This is a genomic window from Actinomyces viscosus, assembly GCF_900637975.1.
Taxonomy (GTDB): Bacteria; Actinomycetota; Actinomycetes; order Actinomycetales; family Actinomycetaceae; genus Actinomyces; species Actinomyces viscosus.
This window is the reverse complement of record NZ_LR134477.1, coordinates 1,169,748-1,191,047: the sequence shown is the minus strand read 5'-3', so window position 1 is coordinate 1,191,047 and position 21,300 is coordinate 1,169,748. Positions and strand designations below refer to the sequence as shown.

Here is a 21,300-nt window from a genome sequence, read left to right as displayed (position 1 = left end):
CTCCCGTTGGGCCGGTAGGCTTACGGGCATGCTCACCCGCACTGATCTGCGCAGTACCCAACTGTCTCCTCGCCAGCTGGCGCAGGCGCTTCCCCGGGCCACCCTTGATGTGACCGCCGCCCAGACCGCCGTGGCCCCGCTCATTGAGGACGTCCGCTCCCGGGGCGCGGCCGCCCTACGTGACGCCGCCGAGCGCTTCGACGGCGTACGCCCCGAGCACCTGCGCGTACCCGCCCAGGCCATCGCCCAGGCCCTGAGTGACCTGGACCCGGACGTGCGCGAGGCCCTGGAGCTGTCCATCGCCCACAACCGTGCCGGCCACGGCGCCCAGGTGCCCACCGAGCGCACCACGCAGGTGGTCTCCGGAGGCACTATCACCCAGCGCTGGATCCCGGTTAAACGCGTCGGGCTCTACGTTCCCGGGGGCCTGGCCGTCTACCCCTCCAGCGTGGTCATGAACGCGGTGGCCGCCCAGGTGGCCGGCGTCGAGCAGATCGCCCTGGCCAGTCCGCCCCAGGCCGAGTTCGCCGGACTGCCCCACCCCACGATCCTGGCGGCGTGCGCGCTGCTCGGGCTGACTGAGGTCTACGCCGTCGGCGGTGCCCAGGCGATCGCGATGCTCGCCTACGGCGTCGACGCCCAGAACGACACCGACCGTGCCGACGCCGGGGGAGAGGTCCTGTGCCAGGGCGTCGACGTCATCACAGGCCCCGGCAACGTCTATGTGGCCGCCGCCAAGCGCGCCGTCATGGGGACGGTCGGTATCGACGCCGAGGCCGGCCCCACGGAGATCGCCGTCCTGGCCGACGCCGGCGCCAACCCCGAGTACGTGGCCGCTGACCTGCTCTCCCAGGCGGAGCACGATCCCAATGCGGGCAGCGTCCTCATCACCGACTCCCCGCAGCTGGCCGATGCCGTCGACGTCGCGCTCGAGCGCAGGCTCAGGGTGACCCGGCACCGGGAACGGGCCGGCGCCGCCCTGAGCGGTCCGCAGTCGGGGACCGTCCTGGTGCGTGACCTCGAGCAGGCCATCGAGGTGGCCGACGCCTACGCCGCTGAGCACCTGGAGATCCACACCGCCGATGCTCCCGAGGTCGCCCGTCGGATCCGCAACGCCGGAGCCGTCTTCGTCGGCCCGTACAGCCCAGTGCCCCTGGGGGACTACCTGGCCGGGTCCAACCATGTCCTGCCCACGGGCGGCACCGCTCGATTCGCCGCCGGGCTGAGCGTCATGGCCTTCCTCAAACCGGTGCAGCTCATCGAGTACGACGCGAGCGCCCTGGAGGCCATGACACCGGCCCTCGAGGTCCTGGCGAGCTGCGAGGACCTGCCCGCCCACGGGGAGGCGGCCCGGGCTCGTCAGGAGTGAAAAACACTGACGAGCAGGTTGTCTGAGACCAACTTGTTACCTTCTGTGACCTTCTTTCCGGTCCGCCAAGGAGGGGGCGCCATCGCCGAGGCGCCCCCTCCTTGATGCTTCAATCGTTGAAATGGCGGGACTTTGAGTCCTTGTGAGCCTTCCTCTAACAACCTGTTTGCCGCATAGTTGATTGGCACAGTGTTGCGTAGCGTTACTCTATTGTTATATTTGGTTGTGACGCACGGTGTGCCGTGCCCGACGGGATGAGTTCCCACATCCCGTCACCCCCGGGCACGCCGCACCGAGGCGTTGGTGCCGACCGGCTCTGCTTGCTGTACCCGGATGATGCCGGTCGGTGCCGGCCCTACCCCTTGGATCCAGATGGATGGCCTCATGCACTACTCCCCATTCGCGGCCGGAACCGGACTGTTCGTCGTGTGGTACGTCGCTCCGGCAGGCTCCCCTCCCGCTCTCATCGCCCGTTTCCTCATCGACTGTGCTGGGCTGGTGTTCGTCGCCATCCTGGCGTTCTTCCTGCTGACCAACCTCTACGGCGCCGCGCACGGCCTGCTTCTGGGCTCCCGGCGCACCAGGGGCACCAGGGGCCGCCACGCCCAAGGCCGCGGCGGCATGATGAGCCTGCGGGCGTGATGAGTACACAGGCCCCGCTCATGCGTGCGGATCTCGGTCCATCAAGCCCTCTGGGAGTCCTCGACCGTGTCGGGTGGTGGGGTGCGCTGGCGATGATCGCCATCGCCCTGGTCTACACGCTCTTCATGCTGCTTGCCTCCCGGGGGGCTCCCAGGCGCGGTGGGCCCTCGCACCCGGAGGAGCCGCTCCTCATTGTCATCCTCATGCCCTGCCTCAACGAGGCCGAGGTGATCGGTGCCAGCGTCAGGCGGCTCACCTCGATCCCCGACCCGGGCCTGCGCATCATGGTCATCGACGACGGCTCCGATGATGACACCGCCCAGGTGGCGGCCCGGGCCGGGGACGAGCGCGTCGAGGTGGTCCGTCGCCGTCCTCCCCGCGCCCGTCTGGGCAAGGGGGAGGCGCTCAACGACGCGCTGTCGATCGTGCGCTCCCGCTGCACCGCGGTGTCCTCCTCCCGAGTCGTCGTGGGGGTCATGGACGCCGACGGAAGGCTCGACCCCCACGCCATCGGCGAGGTCCGCAAGGCCTTCGCCCCTCAGGAGGTCGGCGCCGTCCAGATGGGGGTGCGCATCAACAACCGCTTCGGCTCCCTGCTCGCCCGCATGCAGGACATGGAGTTCGTCATCTTCACCGAGGTCTTCCAGCGGGGACGGCGCCGGGTGCGCAGTGTCGGCATGGGCGGCAACGCCCAGTTCGTCCGCCTCAGCGCACTCGACGCCCTGGGGCCCAGGCCCTGGACCCGGTCGCTGACCGAGGACTTCGACCTGGGGATCCGGCTCAACGCCACCAGCTGGACCAACGAGTTCTGGCCCTCTGCCTGCGTCCACCAGCAGGGCGTGACCAACATGCGGCGCCTGATGCGCCAACGCACCCGATGGTTCCAGGGAAACCTCCAGGCGCTCCACCTGCTGTGGTCCGTCGCCAAGGAGCAGCGGGGCCTGGGGCGCGCCGACACGCTCTGGCAGATCCTCACGCCCTACCTGCTCCTGACCGGCTCCCTGCTGACCCTGTCCTTCCTCATCACCATGGTGACCGCCGGCGTGGCGGCGGTCCTGAGGTGGGAGCAGTCCTGGATGTGGCTGGTCGGTGCCTACGTCATCGCCTTCGGGCCCGCGCTCATCTACGCCTGGATCTACTGGCGCACCGAGCGCAGCCAGGGCCTGGGCCCGATCAAGGCCGTGGCCTACTCCCACCTGTTCGTCCTGTACGGGCTCCTTCCCAGCCTCTACGGCTGGCGGGCGGTGGCCAGGGAGCTGACCGGACGCACCGGTTGGGCAAAGACCGCCCGGGAGGCGGAACCGGCTCAGGGTGCACAGCCCTCCCACCCCGCCGCGGCCGCCGGTCCTGGCGGGCAGGCACCGGCGGGTCCACCGGCACCGGGCAACCAGCCTCCGCTAAGGCGCGCGAGAGTGGCTCCCCTCGAGGCTCCTGGGCCCGCAGGCGCCGGCAGCACCGCTCCGGCCGGATCCTCACTGAACGACCCGGGCCGCACCGCCATCAGCGGGAGCAGCACCCACCGCGCAATCAGCAACTTGACCAACGAGGAGATGAGATGACAGCCACCAACGCGCCTCAGCACGCAGGAGCACTCGACGGATCCGGTCACAGCAGGATCGTGCGCCGCGTACTGCTGGTGGGCTGCGTCCTGGCCATGATCCTAGGAATCACCGTGTACTGCCACGCCAGAGAGACTGAGGCCCAGGCCTGCTCCCAGTGGGAGATCATCTTCGACGGCTACGGCGAGGCCTCCTGCTCCGGCGGCCTGCTGCGCCTCAAGCCGACATCGGCCGACTCCCAGGACAAGACCCACGCGGGCCTGGCCAGGTCCACCACGGTCGAGATCGAGGCGGGCAACGTCCAGACCATCCACACCACCATGACCACCGTCAGGCAGCTGCGCGAGGACGGAAGCCCCAACGCCTGGGAGGTCGCCTGGCTCCTGTGGAACTACTCCGACAACAACCACTTCTACGCCCTGGCCCTCAAGCCCAACGGCTGGGAGGTCTCCAAGCAGGACACCGCCTACGACGGGGCCCAGCGGTTCCTGGCCTCCGGCAACACGCCCGTCTACCCGCCCGGGGCGAGCCATGACGTCACCGTCACTATTGACACCACCAACCCGGCATCGGTCAGCTTCGTCATCACCGTGGACGGAAAAGAGCTCGGAACCGTCACCGACTCCGAGTCCCCCTACCAGTCCGGCGCCGTGGCGGCCTACTGCGAGGACTCCGACGTCACCTTCACCCCGATCACCGAGGACCAGTGAGACCACCCCGCGGCGGTGACCGGCTCGAACCGGCCCAATCGGCCGCCGGTCGGCTCTACCGCTGCGTTCCCGAGACACCTGAGCAGGAGAACCCATGACAACCCACTCCACGCAAACGGGCGGCCCCCTGAGGGTCATGCTCGTCTACGGCACCCGCCCGGAGGCGATCAAGCTCGCCCCCCTCGTGGCCGCCATGCGCGACGACGAGCGCTTCACCCCGATCGTCGTCGTCACCGGGCAGCACCGCGAGATGCTCGACCAGGTCCACGAGTTCTTCGACATCGTGCCCGACGACGACCTCGACATCCACTCGCCCGGACAGACCCTCACCCAGATCACCAACCGCTCCCTGCAAGGAGTGGGCCGGGCGATCGAGGCCCACCGGCCCGACGCCGTCGTGGTCCAGGGCGACACCACCTCCGCCTTCGCCGCCGCGCTCGCGGCCTTCTACCACGAGGTACCGGTCCTCCACGTCGAGGCCGGACTGCGTACCGGAGACATCTCCTCACCCTTCCCCGAGGAGGCCAACCGGCGGCTCATCAGCCAGGTGACCACCCTGCACCTGTGCCCCACCACCACCAGCCGGGACAACCTGCTGCGGGAGAGCACCGACCCCCAGTCCGTCCGCGTCACCGGCAACACGGTGATCGACGCCCTCCTAGTGGCCGTCGACCGCCGGGTCCCACCACCGGACGAGGAGCTGGCAGCAGCGCTGGAGGACGCCTCTCGGCGAGTCGTGCTCGTCACCGCCCACCGCCGCGAGTCGTGGGGCGAGCCGATGCGCTCGATCGGACGCGCCGTCGCCCGTCTGGCCGAGCAGCACCCCGAGGTGCTCTTCGTGCTGCCGGTCCACCGCAACCCCAAGGTCCGCGAGGACCTTCTGCCGCAGATCGAGGGACACAGCAACATCCTGTGGTGCGATCCCCTGGAGTACGGCGCCTTCTGCGCGCTCATCGACCGTTGTGACGTCGTGCTGACCGACTCCGGGGGCGTTCAGGAGGAGGCCCCCGCACTGTCCAAACCGGTCCTGGTCATGCGGGACAACACCGAGCGTCCCGAGGCCGTCGCCTTCGGGGTCGCCGAGCTGGTCGGGACCGATGAGGACCGCATCGTTGAGAGGGTCTCCACCCTGCTGACCGACGCGGCGGCCTACACGGCCATGGCCCAGGCCGCCAACCCCTACGGCGACGGACACGCCTGCAAGCGCATCCTGGCCGCCACCGCCGCCCTGTTCGGCCGCGGCGTTCCCCTTCCCGAGTTCGAGCCCGTTCCCACCTCACCCAAGGAGAACTCATGATTTCCCCGACCATTCTGTCTGCTCGACGACGGCGCTGCGCGCTGGCCGCCATCGCGGTGTGCCTGGGCACGTCGATCGCCTCCGTCGGTCCCGCCCAGGCCACGCCCCAGTCGGCCTCCCGGGCGCCGGTCGCGGTCCAGGCCGTGGCGGCGGAGCCCGCCGGCGGCGCCCAGGGCGGGGCCGCCAACCCGGCCAACGACGCCGACCCGGCCAAGCAGCCCCTTCCGGCTCCGCCCGAGCCCGCCGCCGCGGCCAAGCAGGAGCTGCCCCTCAAGGGCGACAAGCAGGCCGACGTCGACCTGAACCAGCCCGCTCCCGCAGCGGGCCAGGTCCAGCTGCGGGACCTGACCCAGAACGCCCCGGACGTTCCGGCCGGTGCCGTCAGCTTCTCCAGCCAGGACGCAGGACCGGCCTCGACCCTGGTCCTGTTCGACACGACCGGCGACTACGCCAAGCTGGGGGAGTACTACGCCCTGAGCATGGGAACCCTCGCCAGCCACTCCGGAGCCGTGACCACCCTTCCCGTCAAGGACTACGTGGCCGGACTGGCCGGCCGCTTCACCAACGTGGTCTACGTCGGCTCCACCTACGACGAGCCCCTGCCACGTGCCTTCATCGACGACACCCTCACCGGCAACATCCCGGTCATGTGGTCCGGCTTCAACATCTGGCAGCTGGCCAAGACCGACGCCGACCGCGCCGCCTTCACCCAGCGCTACGGCTGGGACCCCGCCACCTCCTACATCGACTCCACCGACCGCGTCACCAAGATCAGCTACAACGGCGCCTCCCTGAAGCGCAACGAGCTCAACACCGGTGGGATCATCGCCCCGCACGTCACCCGGGAGCAGGACGTCAAGGTGCTGGGGCGCGCCGAGTGCTCCAAGCCCGACGGCGCGGCTACCGCCTGCGCCTCCGTCGCCCAGTCCGGCACCAGCTCCTTCCCCTGGGCGGTCAGCTCCTCAGGGCTGACCTTCATCGGGGAGGTTCCGCTGACCTACCTCGGTGAGCAGGACCGGTACATCGCTGCCGCCGACATCCTCCTGGACGTCCTCCAGCCCAACGCCCAGCAGTACCGCCAGGCCGCCGTGCGCCTGGAGGACATCACCCCGGACAGCGACCCCGAGGAGCTCCAGGCGATCGTCAACTACCTCCACAGCGAGAACGTGCCCTTCCAGATGGCGGTCGTGCCGATCTACACCGACCCCAAGGGCACCGAGAACAACGGCGTCCCCAAGGAGATCACCCTCAAGGACTCCCCGGACCTGGTGGCCGTCCTCCAGGACGCCGTCAGCAAGGGCGGAACGATCGTCCAGCACGGCACCACCCACCAGTTCGGCACCCTGGACAACCCCTACAACGCCGTCTCGGCGGACGACTTCGAGTTCATCCGCTCCTGGTGCTCTGCCACCAACGACACGAAGGCCCCGGCCATCGACTGCCAGGACAACTCCTTCGTCCAGATCGGGGGCACGCTGCCGGGCACCTCCAGGCAGTGGGCCTCCGAGCGCGTCGATCGGGGACGCCAGGTCTTCGGCGAGGTCGGGCTGCCCACGCCCGAGATCTTCGAGACCCCGCACTACTCGGCCACCCGCGAGGCCTACGAGGGCATCGGCGAGCACTACCCGGTGCGCTACGAGCGTGAGCTGCTCTACGCCGGGCTGCTCACCAGTACCCAGGCCGGTCCGCACGACTACTACGGCCAGTTCTTCCCCTACGCGGTCAACGACCCCTACGGGACGCACGTCCTGCCGGAGAACCTGGGCAACTTCGAGCCCAACGAGATCAACCAGCACCCACCGCGCCTGGCCCAGGAGGTCGTCGACGCAGCCAAGCTCAACCTCGTCAACACCCACGCCACCGCCAGCTTCTTCTTCCACCCCTACTACCCGCTGTCCGAGCTGAAGAAGATCGTCGCCGGTATCAAGACCGAGGGGTACACCTTCGTCCCAGCCTCGGAGCTGAAGTGACGACGGCACTGGACCTGACAACGAGCCGCGCCGGATCCACAACCGCTGAACCGCGCGGTCGGAAGATCTCTCAAGAGACGGGAATAATGGTTCCATGACTCTTGAGACCAACCGCAGAAGGGCACTGGCGCTCCTGGGCGCCGGGGTTCTGGGAGCGTCGGTGTCCTCCTGTGGTCACGGACATGTGGCCACCCCGCCGGCCATGGGCGACGGGGCGACCACCCACCTGAGCCTCCACGTCAGCGATGCGCAGGGCAGCGCCCTCAACCTCGAGGCGCTGCGGGGCATCCAGTCCAACGGCAAGGGCGAGGTCGGCTACGACGACGCCCTGCTGGACACCAGGACCCTGGAGGTCATCGCCGTCGGTCCGCTCTACCAGGACGAGAACGGCGCCATCGGTGTCGACGTGCCCGCCGGGCGCGCCTGCACACTGACCATGTCGTGGCCCACCAGCCACGGGTACTCGGCCCTCATGGCGGACCTGCCCGCCTCCGGCGAGCACGACCTCCTGGAGCTGGCGGCCCGCACCCTCCATGAGCGGCAGGCCGAGCGCTACCAGCAGGCCACCGCGCAGGGCGTCAAGGGCGCCGACGAGGCGGTCCCGTTGCGGGCCTCCGCCCAGCAGTCCCTGGACGCCTGTGCCACCGCACCATCCTGGGCGGAGCGTGGTCGCCTGGCGAACTCGGCCCTGGAGTCCGCCGCCGGGGCCCAGCTCGCCCTGGACCGGGCACTGGTGGCCCAGGCCCCGCAGGACGCCATCATCGGAGTGACCTTCACCCGGGTTCCCACGGCCGCCGAGCTCACCGCCGCCCTGGCCCCGAGCGGACCGGGAGGCGGAAAGCGGAAGGTGTCTGCCCGCCTCGTCATCGGCGACCCCGCTGACACCCAGGAGATGGCCGGCTGGCGAGCCACGGTGGAGTCCCTGCACGCGCAGGGCGGTCTGGCACTGGCCCAGATCTGCGACTCCCACGACATGGCCGCCCTGAGTGACGCGGCCTGGGACACCCGGGTCGACGCCCTCATCAAGGCCCTTCCCGACGTCGACGCCTGGGAGATCGGCAACGAGATCGGAGGGGACTGGCTGGGGACAGGACCGGTGGCCAAGGCTCAGCGTGCGGCCAAGGCGGTGCGCGAGCGCACCAGCGCCACAACGGTACTGACCCTGTACTACCAGCTGGGGCAGGCGGACCCCGCCTACTCCCTGTTCAGCTACGCGGCCAGGGAGATCACCCAACCGATCAGGGACCTGGTCGACGTCGTCGGACTGTCCGTCTACCCTCAGCTCCACCCGCTGGGAACCGCCGCCGACCGGGTCCTCAGCGCCCTGGACGCCGCCTTCCCCGCCTCCCGGGTCGCCGTCACCGAGCTGGGCTACGGGGCTGAGGACCTGAACAACGGACCGTGGTGGTTCGGATCGGCCTCCGACCCCACGGTGGCCCGCACCGCCGTCGCCGAGCACGTCACCGGCGCTGCCCTGGGACGTTCCGATGCCTGGGGAGCACCCTTCTGGTGGTACTACCTCGAGGACCAGGTCGGGACTCCCGGCGGCCAGGTGGCTCCGGCGCTGGCCGCCGCCTCCACCGGGTTCTAGCGCACCGGAGGGGCCGGGCGGGGGAACGGGGGCGGCTTTGCCGCGCCTGCCCGGCTCTACCTCTGCGCCAGGACGAAGGGGTGAACCGCGGCCGCCCCCGCCTGGCGCAGGAGATCGGCCGCCACCGTGAGCGTCCAGCCGGAGTCGCTCCAGTCGTCCACCAGGACCACGACGGAGCCCTGCAGCTCCTCGAGCGCCTGCGCCGACCAGGTCTCAAGCGTCAGGCTGCGGGCCACCTCCGCCAGCCGGAACGCCGAGCCCACGTCGTGGCGCGGCGGATCCTGGCCGGCGAGGCCTACGACCCCCAGCGGCCTGGCTCCGAGCCGCACGGCCACGGCGTGCCCCAGCCGGCGGACCAGGTGGGGCCGGGCACGAGAGTCCACAACGACGACCACCACCTGCTCCTTCCGTGTCTGGGCGCCGGCGGCGTCCCGCTCACCGTGGATGATCTGGCCGAGACGGTCCACCGTCTCAAGCACCAGCGGCCTCAGGGAGACCGGGACCTCACCGTCGGAGCCGGAGGCCACCAGCTCGCGCAGAGTGCCCGAGGCCCCCAACCCGTCCAGGCGCCCGACGGCCAACCCGGTCGCCGCCTGTCGCTCGGCACCGATACGACCCTTGAAACGAGCCAGTCCCAGGCGCTCCATCCCGGTGGGCCACTGACGGCGCGCCCGCAGCTCGAACCCGGCACGATCGAGCGCCTGGCGAGCGGCACCGACCTGCCGCTCATCGGGCGCGTCAGGCAGCACCAGGCCTCCGCACAGGTCGCAGGCTCCACAGCGCCACCCCTGCTCCAGGTGCGGATCATCGAGCGCCGACCTCAGGAAGGCCATCCGGCAGGGGGCGCCCGCCTCAAAGGAGACGACGTCGGCGCCGAGCCGCTCGTAGGCCACCATCGCCTCCTGCTCGGCGCGACGTGCGGCGTCGAGCCTCGCGTAGCGCTCGGCATCATAGGACCAGGGCTCGCCGGTGGACTCCCAGCCACCACGAACCCGGCGCACGGCGCCGTCGACGTCAAGGACCTTGAGCATGGACTCCAGCCGGGTGCGCCGCAGCGAGGTCACCGTCTCCAGCGCCGCCGTCGACATGGGCCCGGACCCTGCGGCCCGCTGCTCCTCCAGGCCCTCCAGGACCGCACGGACCTGGTCCTCGGGAGGGAAGCCCTGCGAGCCGAACCACTCCCAGATGGCGCGGTCCTCCGAACCCGGCAGCAGGACCACCTCGGCCCGTTCCACGCCGCGACCGGCGCGCCCCACCTGCTGGTAGTAGCTCACCGGTGAGGAGGGTGCTCCCACATGCACCACGAAGGCCAGGTCCGGCTTGTCGAAGCCCATTCCCAGCGCCGAGGTGGCCACCAGTGCCCTGACCCGGTTCGCCTTGAGGTCCTCCTCCAGGCGCTCGCGCTCGGCGGCGTCTGTCTGGCCCGTGTAGGCGGCCACCTCCACGCCTGCCGCGCGCAGGTACTCGGCGACCTCCAGCGCCGCCGAGACGGTCAGGCAGTAGACGATGCCGCTTCCGGGGGCGCGCCGCAGGTAGGCGGCCAGCCAGGCCAGGCGGGTGGCGGCATCGGGCAGGGCCTTGACCCCCAGGTGGAGGGAGCTGCGCTCCAGGGCGCCGCGCAGCACCAGGACGGACGGGTCGCCCACCCCGGATGCCGCCGGGGACGCCCCCAGCTGCTCGGCCACATCGGCGCTGACCCGGGCGTTGGCGGTCGCCGTCGTCGCCAGGACCGGGGTGCGCGGCGGCAGACCGGCCAGCAGGGTGCGGATACGCCGATAGTCCGGGCGGAAGTCATGCCCCCAGTCCGAGACGCAGTGGGCCTCGTCAACGACGACCAGGCCTGCCGTCCCGGCCAGGTGCGGCAGGACCTCGTCGCGGAAGACCGGGTTGTTGAGCCGCTCGGGGGAGACGAGCAGGACATCCACCTCTCCGGCGCGCACCTGGTCCTCGATCTCCTCCCACTGGGTGACATTGGCCGAGTTCATCGTCACTGCCCGGATCCCGGCGCGGCCGGCAGCGGCGACCTGGTCGCGCATGAGGGCCAGCAGCGGCGAGATGATGATGCTCGCACCGACGCCCCCGGCCCGGCCGCGCGCGCCGGGGGAGGGTGTCGGGGTGCCGGGCCGCCAGCCTCCCCAGCCCTCACGCAGCAGCGCCGTCGCCACGAAGTACACCGCCGACTTGCCCCAGCCCGTGCGCTGAACCACCAGGACACGGCGATGGGCGACGACGAGCGCCTCGATCGCCCGCCACTGGTCCTCGCGCAGGTGCGCCTCCGGGCGGCCGACGAGCTCGCGCAGGACGGCCTCGGCGCGCTCGCGAACAGGGCGGGCGGCTTCCTGGGAACCCGGTGTCATGGTCGTCGTAGACATGATGCAACGCTAACGCCGTCCAGTGGTCTCCGCCGGTCTCCACCGAGCCTTCGGACGACGGCGAGGTACCGACGCGAGTCGTGACCTACAACATACAGGTACCGGTTGAGAATGCCTTGACCCTCATTGGAAGGTGCCTGTACTTTCGGTGGCGTCAACATACAACAGGCACCTTCCAAAGCCTCTCGACCACCACTGGCAGCACTGAAGACCAGACCGGTGACGGCAGAGATGGCGATAGGGATGGCAGCACACCTGCACGGGTGCCCCTCTCACGTCAGGAGAAGCTCATGAGTACCGAGAGCACTGAGAACACTGAGAACACCGCCCCAGACACAACCTCACCAGACAGTCAGCACAGCGCCCATCAGGGTGCGGGAACGGAGACCGACATGACCGACAGCACCAACCCGAACACCCCCGAGTACGACGCCAACGACGCTGGCGACGCTGGCGACACAGCGGACGTCTCGCCGCAGCACCCGCAGCGAGCCTCGCTCCACGAGCGATTCCGCCGCCTGCAGCACCTCATGCGCCGCAGTCGCATGACGGCGCACCGCGGCGGCCCCTTCGCCGACACCACCCGAGGCCGCGGCCGGGTGCTGGCCGCCCTGCGCATGCAGAGCCCCATCCCCACGCGTGACCTGGCCTTCCTCCTCGACATCCGCCAGCAGTCGCTCAATGAGCTGCTCAAGAAGCTCGAGGCCGATGGCCTCATCGAGCGCAGGCCCAGCCAGGAGGACCGTCGCGTCATGGTCGTCCACCTCACCGAGGCCGGTCGCGGCACGCCCTTGAGCGGGCCCAGGGCCGACTACCTCGACTCGCTGACCGATGAGGAGGCCGCCACTTTGGCTCGGCTTCTCGACAAGGTCATCGCCTCCCTGGAGTCCCAGCTCGGGCCGGAGGAGGACGGCGAGTTCGGGCCGCGCTTCGCCGACGCCCGCCGTCGTATGGGTGAGGAGCGCTTCGAGGCCATGATGCGCATGCGCGAGCGCGGCTTCGGGCCCTTCGGCCCTGGCCCCGCATTCGTCCCGGGCTACGGCCCCGGTTTCGGACCGGAGGCGGGCGACGCCGACCTACCACCGGAGGGGCGAGGCGGCCGGGGCCGGCACACGGGTCACGGGGGACCGCGTCGAGGAGGGCCTGCCCATCGAGACGGCAGCGCTCTTCCCGGAGAGGACTTCCCCGAGCGCGGGGCCCGCAGCTTCAGAGCCGCTCGGGCGCGACGCGTCCGCGGAGCCCGCAGGGACTTCCACCGCTTCACCGGACACGACTGCTGAAGCCCCTCATCGGCCGCTGACGCCCTTGGTTACCCTTGGCCCATGGAGCTCCTCATCATCGCCGTGCTGGGCACCCTGGCCATTGCGGCGGCCTCGCAGCTCAGTGACCGCATCGGTGTCGCCCCGGCTCTGATCCTCCTGGCCGGGGGCACCGCCGTCGGATTCCTCCCCTTCATCCCGGCGGTCGAGCTGGATCCTCAGGTGGTCCTCGAAGGGATCCTTCCCCCGCTGCTGTTCTCGACGGCGGTGAGCATCTCGACCATCAACTTCTGTCGAGAGCTCGCCCCGGTGGCGATCCTGGCCATCCTGCTGGTGGCGCTGTCCGCTGCGGTGATCGGCGTGGTACTCAGCCTCCTGGTCCCCGGGCTCTCCCTGGCCTGGGCGATCGCGATGGGGGCGATCCTCAGCCCCACCGACGCCGTGTCCATCTCCATCGCCCGCCGACTGGGGGTCTCGCAGCGCATCATCACCGTCCTGGAGGGGGAGGGTCTGCTCAACGACGCCACCGCCCTGGTGGTCCTGTCCTCGGCCGTCTCGGCCGCCACGTCGGGAGGGGTGAGCGTCGGAGGGGTCCTGGGCGGCTTCGCCCTGGCGGTGCTCGTGGCCCTGGGCGTGGGGTGGCTCGTCGGCGAGGTGAGCCTGCGGGTTCGTTCCCACATCACCGATCCCACCGTGGACACGGTCGTGTCCTTCACCGTTCCCTTCCTGGCGGCGATCCCTGCCGAGCACATGCACGGATCGGGCCTGGTGGCCGCGGTCGTCGCCGGACTCATCACCGGGCACCGTGGCCCCCGGATGCTGCCACCGGCTCACCGAGTGGCCTCACGCACCAACTGGCACACCGTGGAGCTCACCCTGGAGGGACTCATCTTCCTGGTCATGGGGCTGGAGTTCTTCGGCATCGTGGAGAAGGTCGACGTCTCCGACCTCGGGGTCCGCCGAGCAGTGGAGGTCGCCGTGGTCGCCGGGCTCCTCACCGTCGTCATCCGGGCCGTCGTCGTGGCGCCGATGCTCAAGTTCCTCAGCCACCGCACCGCGCGCTGGGCAATCCACTGGGAGGAGAACGAGGAGGCGATCCACCAGTTCCAGAACCGCTGCTCGGCCATCGTACGCGGCGAGGCCGAGATGCCTCAGGTTCCCTGGGACCGACGCCGCTTCGCCCAGGTCCAGCGCAGGCTCCGGCGCGAACCCAGTCACGAGAGCATCGCCCGGCGCGCCATCCGGCTCTCCAGCCGGGTCCGACGCCGGGGCGCCGACCTGGACTACTTCGCGGCCGAGCCCCTGCGCGCACGCGAGGGCGCCGTCATCGTCTGGGCGGGCATGCGCGGCGCCATCACCCTGGCCGCGGCCCAGACCCTGCCGACCACGGCGCCGCACCGCCCCTTCCTGCTCCTGGTGTCCATGCTCGTGGCCGCCGGCTCGCTGACGATCCAGGGCCTGACACTGCCTGCGCTGGTGCGCCTGGTCAGACCCGCGATGGCCGGGCCCGCCGACGACGAGGAGAGGGCCGCCGTCATCTCGCTGCTGGTCAGTGCCGCCCAGGACGCCGTCGCCGATGGCCCCGAGCCCGCCGGCCGCGGCTCTCACGATGCCATCGACCCCGATGCCACGAGGACCCCGGACAACGAGTCCGCGCCCGCCGAGCCGGGCGAGCCCGCTGCCTCCGAGACGGCGTCGGGGCCAGACAAGACCCCGCTCCCGGCCCAGGACGGGGAGAACGAGACCCTCAAGCCTGAGCACGGCACCCTGCTGCGACGGGAGGGGGCCGATATCGTCCTGTCCCCGGCGGCCGTCGCCAGGGCCTGGACCGACCCGACCTGGCGGCACGACGAGCTCGCCCCCATGCGGGAGCGCGCCCTGGACATGATCCGCGCCCAGCGCGAGGCCCTCCTGGACGCCGGGGACGAGGGCCTGTACTCGGCCGACTCCCTCGAGCACGCCCTGGACCGCCTCGACTTCCAGGAGATCATGCTCACCAGTGAACCGCACTGACAACGGCTTCGACCTCGCTCCGGCCGGCGCCTCGACGCGTGCCGTCCCACCTGCTGAGGGAACCCGTCCGTCAAGGGAGCCCGGGCCGTAGACTCCAGGTCGTGAGCGCGAACCTGCCCCTGAGACCGGACCTGGAGGGCGAGACGCCCTATGGAGCCCCGGAGATCGATGTCCCCGTGAGGCTGAACGTCAACGAGAACCCCTATCCTCCGTCCGCCGCGGTCATCGAGTCGATCGCCACCGCAGTGGCTCAGGCCGCCCAGGGCCTCAACCGCTACCCGGAGCGCGACTTCCCCCGGCTGCAGGCCGCGCTCGCGGACTACCTCAGGGCCGAGTCCGGGGTGGAGCTGACCCCCGAGCAGATCTGGGCGGCCAACGGCTCCAACGAGGTCATGCTCCACGTGCTCCAGGCCTTCGGCGGACCGGGGCGCACCTGCCTGACCTTCACCCCCACGTACTCGATGTACCCCGAGTACGCCCGCGACACCCTGACCGACTACGCCACGCGCCCGCGCCGCGAGGACTTCACGCTCGACGTCGAGGCCGCGGAGGCCGCGATCAGCGAGCTTCGGCCCGCCGTCGTCATCCTGGCCAGCCCCAACAACCCGACCGGGACGGCTCTGCCGCTTGAGGACGTCAGTCGCCTCCTTGAGGCGGCTCGCGGCCACGGCCCGCTGCTGGGGGCCGAGATCGGCTCACCGGCCCGGGCCAGCGACTGCGTCGTCGTCATCGACGAGGCCTACGCCGAGTTCCGCCGCCCCGGCGTGCCCAGCGCCCTGGAGCTGCTGGGCCCGTCCAATCCCCACCTGGCCGTCACCCGCACCATGTCCAAGGCCTTCGGGGCCGCCGGCCTGCGCCTGGGCTACCTGGCCGCCGACCGCGCCCTGGTCGATGCCCTGCGCGTCGTGCGCCTGCCCTACCACCTCTCCGCCGTCACCCAGGCCGCCGCCCTGGCGGCCCTGTCCCACCGCGACGAGCTCATGTCTCAGGTCGCCTCCCTGCGCGAGGAGCGTGACGCCCTGGTGACCTGGCTGCGCGACCAGGGACTGACCACGCACGAGTCGGACGCCAACTTCGTCCTGTTCGGCCCGTTCCCGGACCGCGACGCCGTCTGGCAGAGCCTCCTCGACGCCGGGGTCCTCATCCGCGTCGTCGGCCCCGAGGGCTTCCTGCGGGCCAGCATCGGCACACCGGGGGAGATGGAGCGGCTGCGCACCGCGCTGACGGCAGCCATGAGGAAGGCATGAGGAGACGAGAGGGGCGTCGGCCGCGGACCGCGCCGAGGACCGGTAGGGTTGCCACCGGTTGAGACTCTTCAAAGAACCAGTACCGCTGAAAAGCACCACACACGATGCTGAGGAAGCACACATGAGCCGTACCGCGCGTATCGAGCGAGCCACGAGCGAGTCCAGCGTCGTCGTCGAGATCAACCTCGACGGCACCGGCCAGACCGACATCTCCACCACCGTTCCCTTCTACGACCACATGCTCACCGCCCTGGGACGCCACTCCCTCATCGACATGACGGTGCGCGCCAGCGGTGACACCGACATCGACGTGCACCACACCGTGGAGGACACCGCCATCTGCATCGGCGAGGCCCTGCGCGTGGCACTGGGCGACAAGCGCGGCATCCGCCGCTTCGGCGAGGCCAGCGTCCCCCTGGACGAGGCTCTGGCCCACGCCGTCGTCGACATCTCCGGACGCCCCTACCTGGTGCACGAGGGTGAGTCCGAGGCCTTCGTCCACCACCTCATCGGCGGGCACTTCACCGGCTCGATGGTGCGTCACGTCCTGGAGGCCATCGCCTACCACGCAGGTATCTGCCTGCACGTGCGCGTCCTGTCCGGCCGCGACCCCCACCACATTGCGGAGGCTGAGTTCAAGGCCCTGGCCCGAGCCCTGCGCGCCGCTGTGGAGGACGACCCCCGCGTCGAGACCATCCCGTCCACGAAGGGAAGCCTGTGATGGACCAGACCCCCCAAACCGGTGAGCACGGCGACGACGACCAGGACGGCCGGCGCGACCTGGACGCCGAGTTCGCCGCCCTCATGGATGACGTCGAGCTCCCCGACGACCTCTCAGCGGTCGAGGGCCTTCAGGCCCCCGAGGGCTCCCGGGACGGCAGCACGGGCGACAGAGCCCAGGACGGTCAGTCGGAGGCGGCATCCTCCTCGGTCGGCGACACGAAGGACACCGAGCCGGCGGGAGTGAGCCCCGACGACGTCCCCCACAACACGTACCACCCTCTCGACGCCCCGGGCGAGAGGACGTGTGCCGCGGACGAGCCCTCCCGACTCACCGATGCCCAGGAGGCGCAGATCGCCGCCGCGGCCGACTCCTTGAGCTCCTTCAGCCCCGGTGACTCCAACGAGCAGGCCCCCAAGGCGGTCAAGGTCGCGGTCGTCATGACGCCGCTGAACCGGGCCGACGGCCTGGCCGGCATGTGCTCCCTCATGGATCTCGACTGCACCGTGGTCCCCTCCTCCAGCGGGGCCTTCGCGGTCAAGCAGTTCGTCTCGGCCCACTCGGACTGGGACGTGGCCGAGCTCCTGGGAGGATCCGACTCCGAGCCCGCCGAGGCCGCCGAGCTGGCCGCCCAGCTCTCCCGCCTGTCGCGAGCCGGCGCGGTCCTCATGACCGCCGACCTGGCCACCGACGTCGGTATCGAGTCCGGCCTGTCCGGGACGATCACCGCCCGCCACTTCACCAACGGCCAGCCCGGGGAGGAGGCGTCGGCAGGGCTCCTCCTGGCCTCCATGGACCAGGTCGTCGAGGACGTGCTCCTGGGCGCCATCGACGCCGACGACGTCCCCGGCGCCGTGAAGTCCTCCGAGATCAAGGCGCCCCGGGCGATGCGCTGGTTCGGACGCGGACTGCGCCGTCCCCCGCAGTAACGTCAGCAACGAACGCCAGGAACACCGCTGACACGCTGCCACGGGAGCGGACGCCCCCTGAGCCGCCATCTAGCCGGCGTACGAGCTGGTGCGCTGTCCGCCCTTCAGGTCCGAGGCGATGCAGGAGAAGCCCCGTTTCCCGGCGTTCCACCCCGCCTCGCCGGGGCCCAGTACCGACGTGCTCGGGTTGGCCGCCCCGTACTGCTGAGCAGCCTGTGACGTACAGGTCGACTGTACGTTGGGGTCGGAGGCCAGATCGTCGTCAGTGGAGCCCGAGGTGCTCTCCGCCAGGGTCCCCACCTGGTAGACCTCCCACGAGTGGGGCTCGTTGCAGTCCACCTTCCTGGCGGTGGTCTGTCCCGAGATGGAGGTGGTGCCGGCCAGACAGGTGCCGACCGGGTGCGGCGGCGTTGAGGCGACGTCCTGGCCCGATGAGGAGGACTGGGCCGACGCCCCTGCGCCCGATCCTGTGGCCCCGGCCGACGAGTCCGCTCTGACCGTGGAGACAGTAGGAGCCAGCCAGACCCCCGCCATCCAGCCTGCCCCCAGACCGATGACAAGACCGACAACCGCTCCCACAAACCCGGCACGCAGCCCGATCTGACGACGCTCGCGGGTGGTGAGCCTGTTGGAGCGGCCGGCACCCGTCCCCGCGGACCTGCCCGGGGAGACGTTCACGGACTCCGGCGACGACACCGGCATCGACAGCTGCTCGTAGTGCCCCGGCCGGCCGGAGTCCGCTGACGGCGCGGACTGCGCCGAGCGGGCTGAGCGGGCCGAGTGAGCCGAACCGGCCGATGGTCCGGACACGGCGCTGGAGGTCATGGGAGGGTAGCCGCTGGACGGGCTGACCGGACCACCGGAACTCACCGAACCGGCTGAGTGCCCTGAGGCGCTGGGAGCAGGTGACGGCACCAGACCGGCGTCGACCAGCTGCAGCGAGGTCACCGGCCCGCCGACGGCCAGGTTTCCGGTCCCGAGATGCTCACGAACCTGCCCCAGAGCATCGGTGAGCTCGGTGCCGTTGCGGTAACGGTCCCGTGGGTCAGGCGCCATGGCCTTGCTCAGCACCGGGAGCAGGAGCTCGGGAACGTTCGGGTCGTTGAGGTTCAGGGGCTCATCGAGGGAACGGACGATCTCCGGAAGGCTGCGCTGCACGCCGTCGGGACCGCGTCGAGGTCCCCGCCCCGTCAGCAGGGCGAAGAGGACCGCACCCATGGACCACACGTCCCCCTCGGGCCCGGGCCCGGCCAGCATGAAGGCCTCCGGCGCGGCGAAGTCGGGGGTGAGGCACTCCAGGGTGACAGTGGGGTCCTGACCCTCGCGCTGGACCGAGGCGATGCCGAAGTCCGACAGCCGCGGTGACCCGTAGGAGTCCAGAAGGATGTTGGCGGGCTTGACGTCCCGGTGCATGACGCCGGCCGCGTGAGCCGCCCCCAGTGCCGAGGCCGCCGCCTCCACCAGCGCCACGGCGTCGGAGGCGGGTGTTGGGCCGCGTGAGACGAGGTCGTAGAGGCTACCGCCCGCGCACAGCTCCATGACCAGGTACGGGCGCAAGTCCGGCAGCTTGCCGGTGTCGACCAGGGAGACCACGTGAGGGTGCCCCGAGATCCGCGAGGCCGCCTGCACCTCGCGCATGAACCGCCGCTCGTTGCGCGGATCGTCCAGGGGACGGGAGTCGACCTTGACGGCGACCGGGCGCTGAAGGGAGTCCTGCACCCCGGCGTAGACCGTGGCGAAGCCTCCGTGTCCCAGCACCGAGGTGATCCGTACCCCGGGAATGGAGAACGGTGCGGCGCTGTGCGACCCGCTGGAGCTGGCACGGTGCCCGCGCGATCCCGCGTCGTCGGCCGCGGAGGACTGACTCGCGGAGGGAGGCGACGGCACCTGCGAAGGTGAGGGCGTCTCACCGGAGGGGAACTGCATGCTCACGAGTGAATCCTCGCCCATGTTGGAGATTCTCGAAAGGAAACCGGCCGCCCACCTTGGGATCCGGCACTCGGCGCGGCCTCGACCCGCGTGCGGCTGAGGGCCGCACGCGGGGCTCGTCGCGTGTCGAAATTGTTGCCCCAGCGCTGCAAGTGCTGGGTCTACGCACGTCAGTGGCTGTTTCAGAGTGTGGAGGATGTGCCAGAACGGTCTATCGGGACGGTAGGGTATGTCACATGCAAGCGCCACGCGTCACTGTCCTGTCCTACGGATCCGGCAATGTCCGCTCGGCGGTGCGCGCCCTGGAGCGCGTCGGCGCGCAGGTGACGCTGACCAGTGACCCCCATGAGGTCACCGAGGCCGACGGCCTGGTTGTCCCTGGTGTCGGCGCCTTCGGGGCGGTCATGGACCAGCTGCGGGCGGTCGACGCCCCTCGCCTCATTGAGCAGCGCCTGGCCGGCGGGCGCCCGGTCCTGGGAATCTGCGTGGGCATGCAGGTCATGTTCGAGCGCTCCGAGGAGCACGGGACCACGGAGGAGGGCCTGGGACAGTGGCCCGGGACTGTGAGCAGGCTGAGTGCCGACGTCGTCCCCCACATGGGGTGGAGTCAGGTTCGTCCCCCTCAGGACTCTGTGCTCTTCGACGGCGTCGCCGACGAGCGCTTCTACTTCGTCCACTCCTACGCGGCCACCCAGGACCCCGCCGAGCTGCTCGGTCCTGGTCCCACCCGGCTGCCCCAGGCCACCTGGGCGACTCATGGGCAGGACTTCATCGCCGCCGTCGAGAACGGGGCCCTGTGCGCCACGCAGTTCCATCCCGAGAAGTCCGGTGATGCGGGGGCGCAGCTCCTGCGCAACTGGATGACAACCCTCTGACCACCCGAGCCGTCCCAAGACCACCGCAGGAGAAACTCATGCTCACCCTACTTCCCGCCGTCGACGTCGCCGACGGCAAGGCCGTCCGGCTTCTTCAAGGAGAGGTCGGTTCGGAGACGGACTACGGCAGCCCCGTCGACGCCGCCCGGGACTGGGTGCGAGCCGGGGCCGAGTGGATCCACCTGGTGGACCTCGACGCGGCCTTCGGACGGGGCTCCAACTCCGAGCTGCTCTCCCGCATCGTCGGTGAGGTCGGCATCAAGGTGGAGCTGTCCGGAGGTATTCGCGACGACGCCTCGCTGGCCCGGGCCCTGGCCGCCGGTGCTGCCCGGGTCAACCTGGGCACGGCGGCACTGGAGGACCCCGAGTGGACCGAGCGGGTGATCGCCGAGCACGGCGACAAGATCGCCGTCGGCCTCGACGTGCGCGGCACCACCCTGGCCGCCCGCGGCTGGACCAAGGAGGGAGGCGACCTGTGGGAGACCCTCGAGCGCCTCGACGCCGTCGGGTGCGCGCGCTACGTCGTCACCGACGTCACTCGCGACGGCACGCTGAGTGGCCCCAACACGGCGCTGCTCACGGACGTCTGCCAGCGCACTCCGGCGCCGGTGGTCGCCTCGGGCGGCATCGCCCACCTCGATGACCTGGTCGCCCTGCGGCGCCTGGCCCCGTTGGGGCTGGAGGGAGCCATCGTCGGCAAGGCGCTCTACAACGGCAACTTCACCCTTCAGGAGGCGCTGGCCGTGGCCGGCGACGAGGAGGTGCGCGAGCCGTCGACGGCGCGCGTCTGACGAGCCTGCCCAGCGGCGCGCCCCGG

Annotated in this window: 16 protein-coding genes; 14 read left to right on the top strand and 2 right to left on the bottom strand. The window is 70.6% G+C overall.

The window, feature by feature from the left end:
* The first annotated feature begins 28 nt into the window (after window positions 1-28).
* The 7 genes from hisD to EL340_RS05245 all read left to right on the top strand — a co-directional run bounded on the left by hisD (window position 29) and on the right by EL340_RS05245 (window position 9,138).
* A complete protein-coding gene (hisD, locus tag EL340_RS05275; RefSeq protein WP_126413741.1) occupies window positions 29-1,369 on the top strand; it encodes a histidinol dehydrogenase in 1,341 nt (446 codons plus the stop codon).
* Window positions 1,370-1,753: 384 nt separating this feature from the next.
* A complete protein-coding gene (locus tag EL340_RS05270) occupies window positions 1,754-2,011 on the top strand; it encodes a hypothetical protein (RefSeq protein ID WP_232023232.1) in 258 nt (85 codons plus the stop codon).
* Window positions 2,011-3,570 (top strand): glycosyltransferase family 2 protein, encoded by a 1,560-nt coding sequence (locus EL340_RS05265; RefSeq protein WP_126415325.1) that lies wholly within the window; start codon window positions 2,011-2,013, stop codon window positions 3,568-3,570. Before EL340_RS05270 ends, EL340_RS05265 begins: the two co-directional genes overlap by 1 nt.
* The gene (locus EL340_RS05260; protein ID WP_126413739.1) at window positions 3,567-4,280 is read left to right on the top strand and encodes a hypothetical protein; all 714 of its coding nucleotides are present in this window, start codon (window positions 3,567-3,569) and stop codon (window positions 4,278-4,280) included. The genes EL340_RS05265 and EL340_RS05260 overlap by 4 nt, the downstream gene beginning before the upstream one ends.
* A 94-nt stretch (window positions 4,281-4,374) precedes the next feature.
* Entirely contained in the window at window positions 4,375-5,577 is a 1,203-nt protein-coding gene (gene wecB / locus EL340_RS05255) for a non-hydrolyzing UDP-N-acetylglucosamine 2-epimerase (protein ID WP_126413738.1), read from the top strand.
* Window positions 5,574-7,547: a DUF2334 domain-containing protein gene (locus EL340_RS05250; protein ID WP_126413737.1), complete on the top strand. Its 1,974-nt coding sequence runs from the start codon at window positions 5,574-5,576 to the stop codon at window positions 7,545-7,547. Before wecB ends, EL340_RS05250 begins: the two co-directional genes overlap by 4 nt.
* Window positions 7,548-7,641: 94 nt before the next feature.
* Complete coding sequence (locus EL340_RS05245; RefSeq protein ID WP_126413736.1) at window positions 7,642-9,138, top strand: Tat pathway signal sequence; 1,497 nt, start codon at window positions 7,642-7,644, stop codon at window positions 9,136-9,138.
* Between the two features lie 56 nt (window positions 9,139-9,194).
* On the opposite strand, the gene EL340_RS05240 is transcribed toward EL340_RS05245, so the two are convergent.
* Window positions 9,195-11,510, bottom strand: a complete 2,316-nt coding sequence (locus tag EL340_RS05240) for a RecQ family ATP-dependent DNA helicase (RefSeq protein WP_126413735.1) — start codon at window positions 11,508-11,510, stop codon at window positions 9,195-9,197.
* A gap of 392 nt (window positions 11,511-11,902) precedes the next feature.
* Here EL340_RS05240 and EL340_RS05235 point away from each other — a divergent pair, with 392 nt between their 5' ends.
* The 5 genes from EL340_RS05235 (at window position 11,903) to EL340_RS05215 (ending at window position 17,679) form a co-directional block, all read left to right on the top strand.
* A complete protein-coding gene (locus EL340_RS05235) occupies window positions 11,903-12,790 on the top strand; it encodes a MarR family winged helix-turn-helix transcriptional regulator (protein WP_126413734.1) in 888 nt (295 codons plus the stop codon).
* A gap of 42 nt (window positions 12,791-12,832) precedes the next feature.
* Window positions 12,833-14,782, top strand: coding sequence for a cation:proton antiporter (locus EL340_RS05230; protein WP_126413733.1), 1,950 nt, complete (start codon window positions 12,833-12,835; stop codon window positions 14,780-14,782).
* Between the two features lie 101 nt (window positions 14,783-14,883).
* Entirely contained in the window at window positions 14,884-16,029 is a 1,146-nt protein-coding gene (locus EL340_RS05225) for a histidinol-phosphate transaminase (protein ID WP_126413732.1), read from the top strand.
* A gap of 121 nt (window positions 16,030-16,150) precedes the next feature.
* On the top strand, window positions 16,151-16,750 hold the full coding sequence (hisB, locus tag EL340_RS05220; RefSeq protein WP_126413731.1) for an imidazoleglycerol-phosphate dehydratase HisB: 600 nt from the start codon (window positions 16,151-16,153) through the stop codon (window positions 16,748-16,750).
* Window positions 16,750-17,679: a hypothetical protein gene (locus EL340_RS05215; RefSeq protein WP_197722351.1), complete on the top strand. Its 930-nt coding sequence runs from the start codon at window positions 16,750-16,752 to the stop codon at window positions 17,677-17,679. Before hisB ends, EL340_RS05215 begins: the two co-directional genes overlap by 1 nt.
* 69 nt (window positions 17,680-17,748) lie before the next feature.
* On the opposite strand, the gene EL340_RS05210 is transcribed toward EL340_RS05215, so the two are convergent.
* Window positions 17,749-19,437, bottom strand: coding sequence for a serine/threonine-protein kinase (locus EL340_RS05210; protein ID WP_126415324.1), 1,689 nt, complete (start codon window positions 19,435-19,437; stop codon window positions 17,749-17,751).
* Between the two features lie 407 nt (window positions 19,438-19,844).
* Between EL340_RS05210 and hisH the strand changes: the two genes are divergently transcribed.
* Window positions 19,845-20,483, top strand: a complete 639-nt coding sequence (gene hisH, locus EL340_RS05205) for an imidazole glycerol phosphate synthase subunit HisH (protein ID WP_126413729.1) — start codon at window positions 19,845-19,847, stop codon at window positions 20,481-20,483.
* Window positions 20,484-20,521: 38 nt separating this feature from the next.
* Complete coding sequence (gene priA / locus EL340_RS05200; RefSeq protein ID WP_126413728.1) at window positions 20,522-21,274, top strand: bifunctional 1-(5-phosphoribosyl)-5-((5-phosphoribosylamino)methylideneamino)imidazole-4-carboxamide isomerase/phosphoribosylanthranilate isomerase PriA; 753 nt, start codon at window positions 20,522-20,524, stop codon at window positions 21,272-21,274.
* Window positions 21,275-21,300: the final 26 nt, after the last annotated feature.

Excerpts from the sequence above, each read along its gene's own strand:
- hisD (WP_126413741.1), top strand. The coding sequence starts at position 29 with ATGCTCACCCGCACTGATCTGCGCAGTACCCAACTGTCTCCTCGCCAG.
- EL340_RS05270 (WP_232023232.1), top strand. The coding sequence starts at position 1,754 with ATGCACTACTCCCCATTCGCGGCCGGAACCGGACTGTTCGTCGTGTGG.
- EL340_RS05265 (WP_126415325.1), top strand. The coding sequence starts at position 2,011 with ATGAGTACACAGGCCCCGCTCATGCGTGCGGATCTCGGTCCATCAAGC.
- EL340_RS05260 (WP_126413739.1), top strand. The coding sequence starts at position 3,567 with ATGACAGCCACCAACGCGCCTCAGCACGCAGGAGCACTCGACGGATCC.
- wecB (WP_126413738.1), top strand. The coding sequence starts at position 4,375 with ATGACAACCCACTCCACGCAAACGGGCGGCCCCCTGAGGGTCATGCTC.
- EL340_RS05250 (WP_126413737.1), top strand. The coding sequence starts at position 5,574 with ATGATTTCCCCGACCATTCTGTCTGCTCGACGACGGCGCTGCGCGCTG.
- EL340_RS05245 (WP_126413736.1), top strand. The coding sequence starts at position 7,642 with ATGACTCTTGAGACCAACCGCAGAAGGGCACTGGCGCTCCTGGGCGCC.
- EL340_RS05240 (WP_126413735.1), bottom strand. The coding sequence starts at position 11,510 with ATGTCTACGACGACCATGACACCGGGTTCCCAGGAAGCCGCCCGCCCT.
- EL340_RS05235 (WP_126413734.1), top strand. The coding sequence starts at position 11,903 with ATGACCGACAGCACCAACCCGAACACCCCCGAGTACGACGCCAACGAC.
- EL340_RS05230 (WP_126413733.1), top strand. The coding sequence starts at position 12,833 with ATGGAGCTCCTCATCATCGCCGTGCTGGGCACCCTGGCCATTGCGGCG.
- hisB (WP_126413731.1), top strand. The coding sequence starts at position 16,151 with ATGAGCCGTACCGCGCGTATCGAGCGAGCCACGAGCGAGTCCAGCGTC.
- EL340_RS05215 (WP_197722351.1), top strand. The coding sequence starts at position 16,750 with ATGGACCAGACCCCCCAAACCGGTGAGCACGGCGACGACGACCAGGAC.
- hisH (WP_126413729.1), top strand. The coding sequence starts at position 19,845 with ATGCAAGCGCCACGCGTCACTGTCCTGTCCTACGGATCCGGCAATGTC.
- priA (WP_126413728.1), top strand. The coding sequence starts at position 20,522 with ATGCTCACCCTACTTCCCGCCGTCGACGTCGCCGACGGCAAGGCCGTC.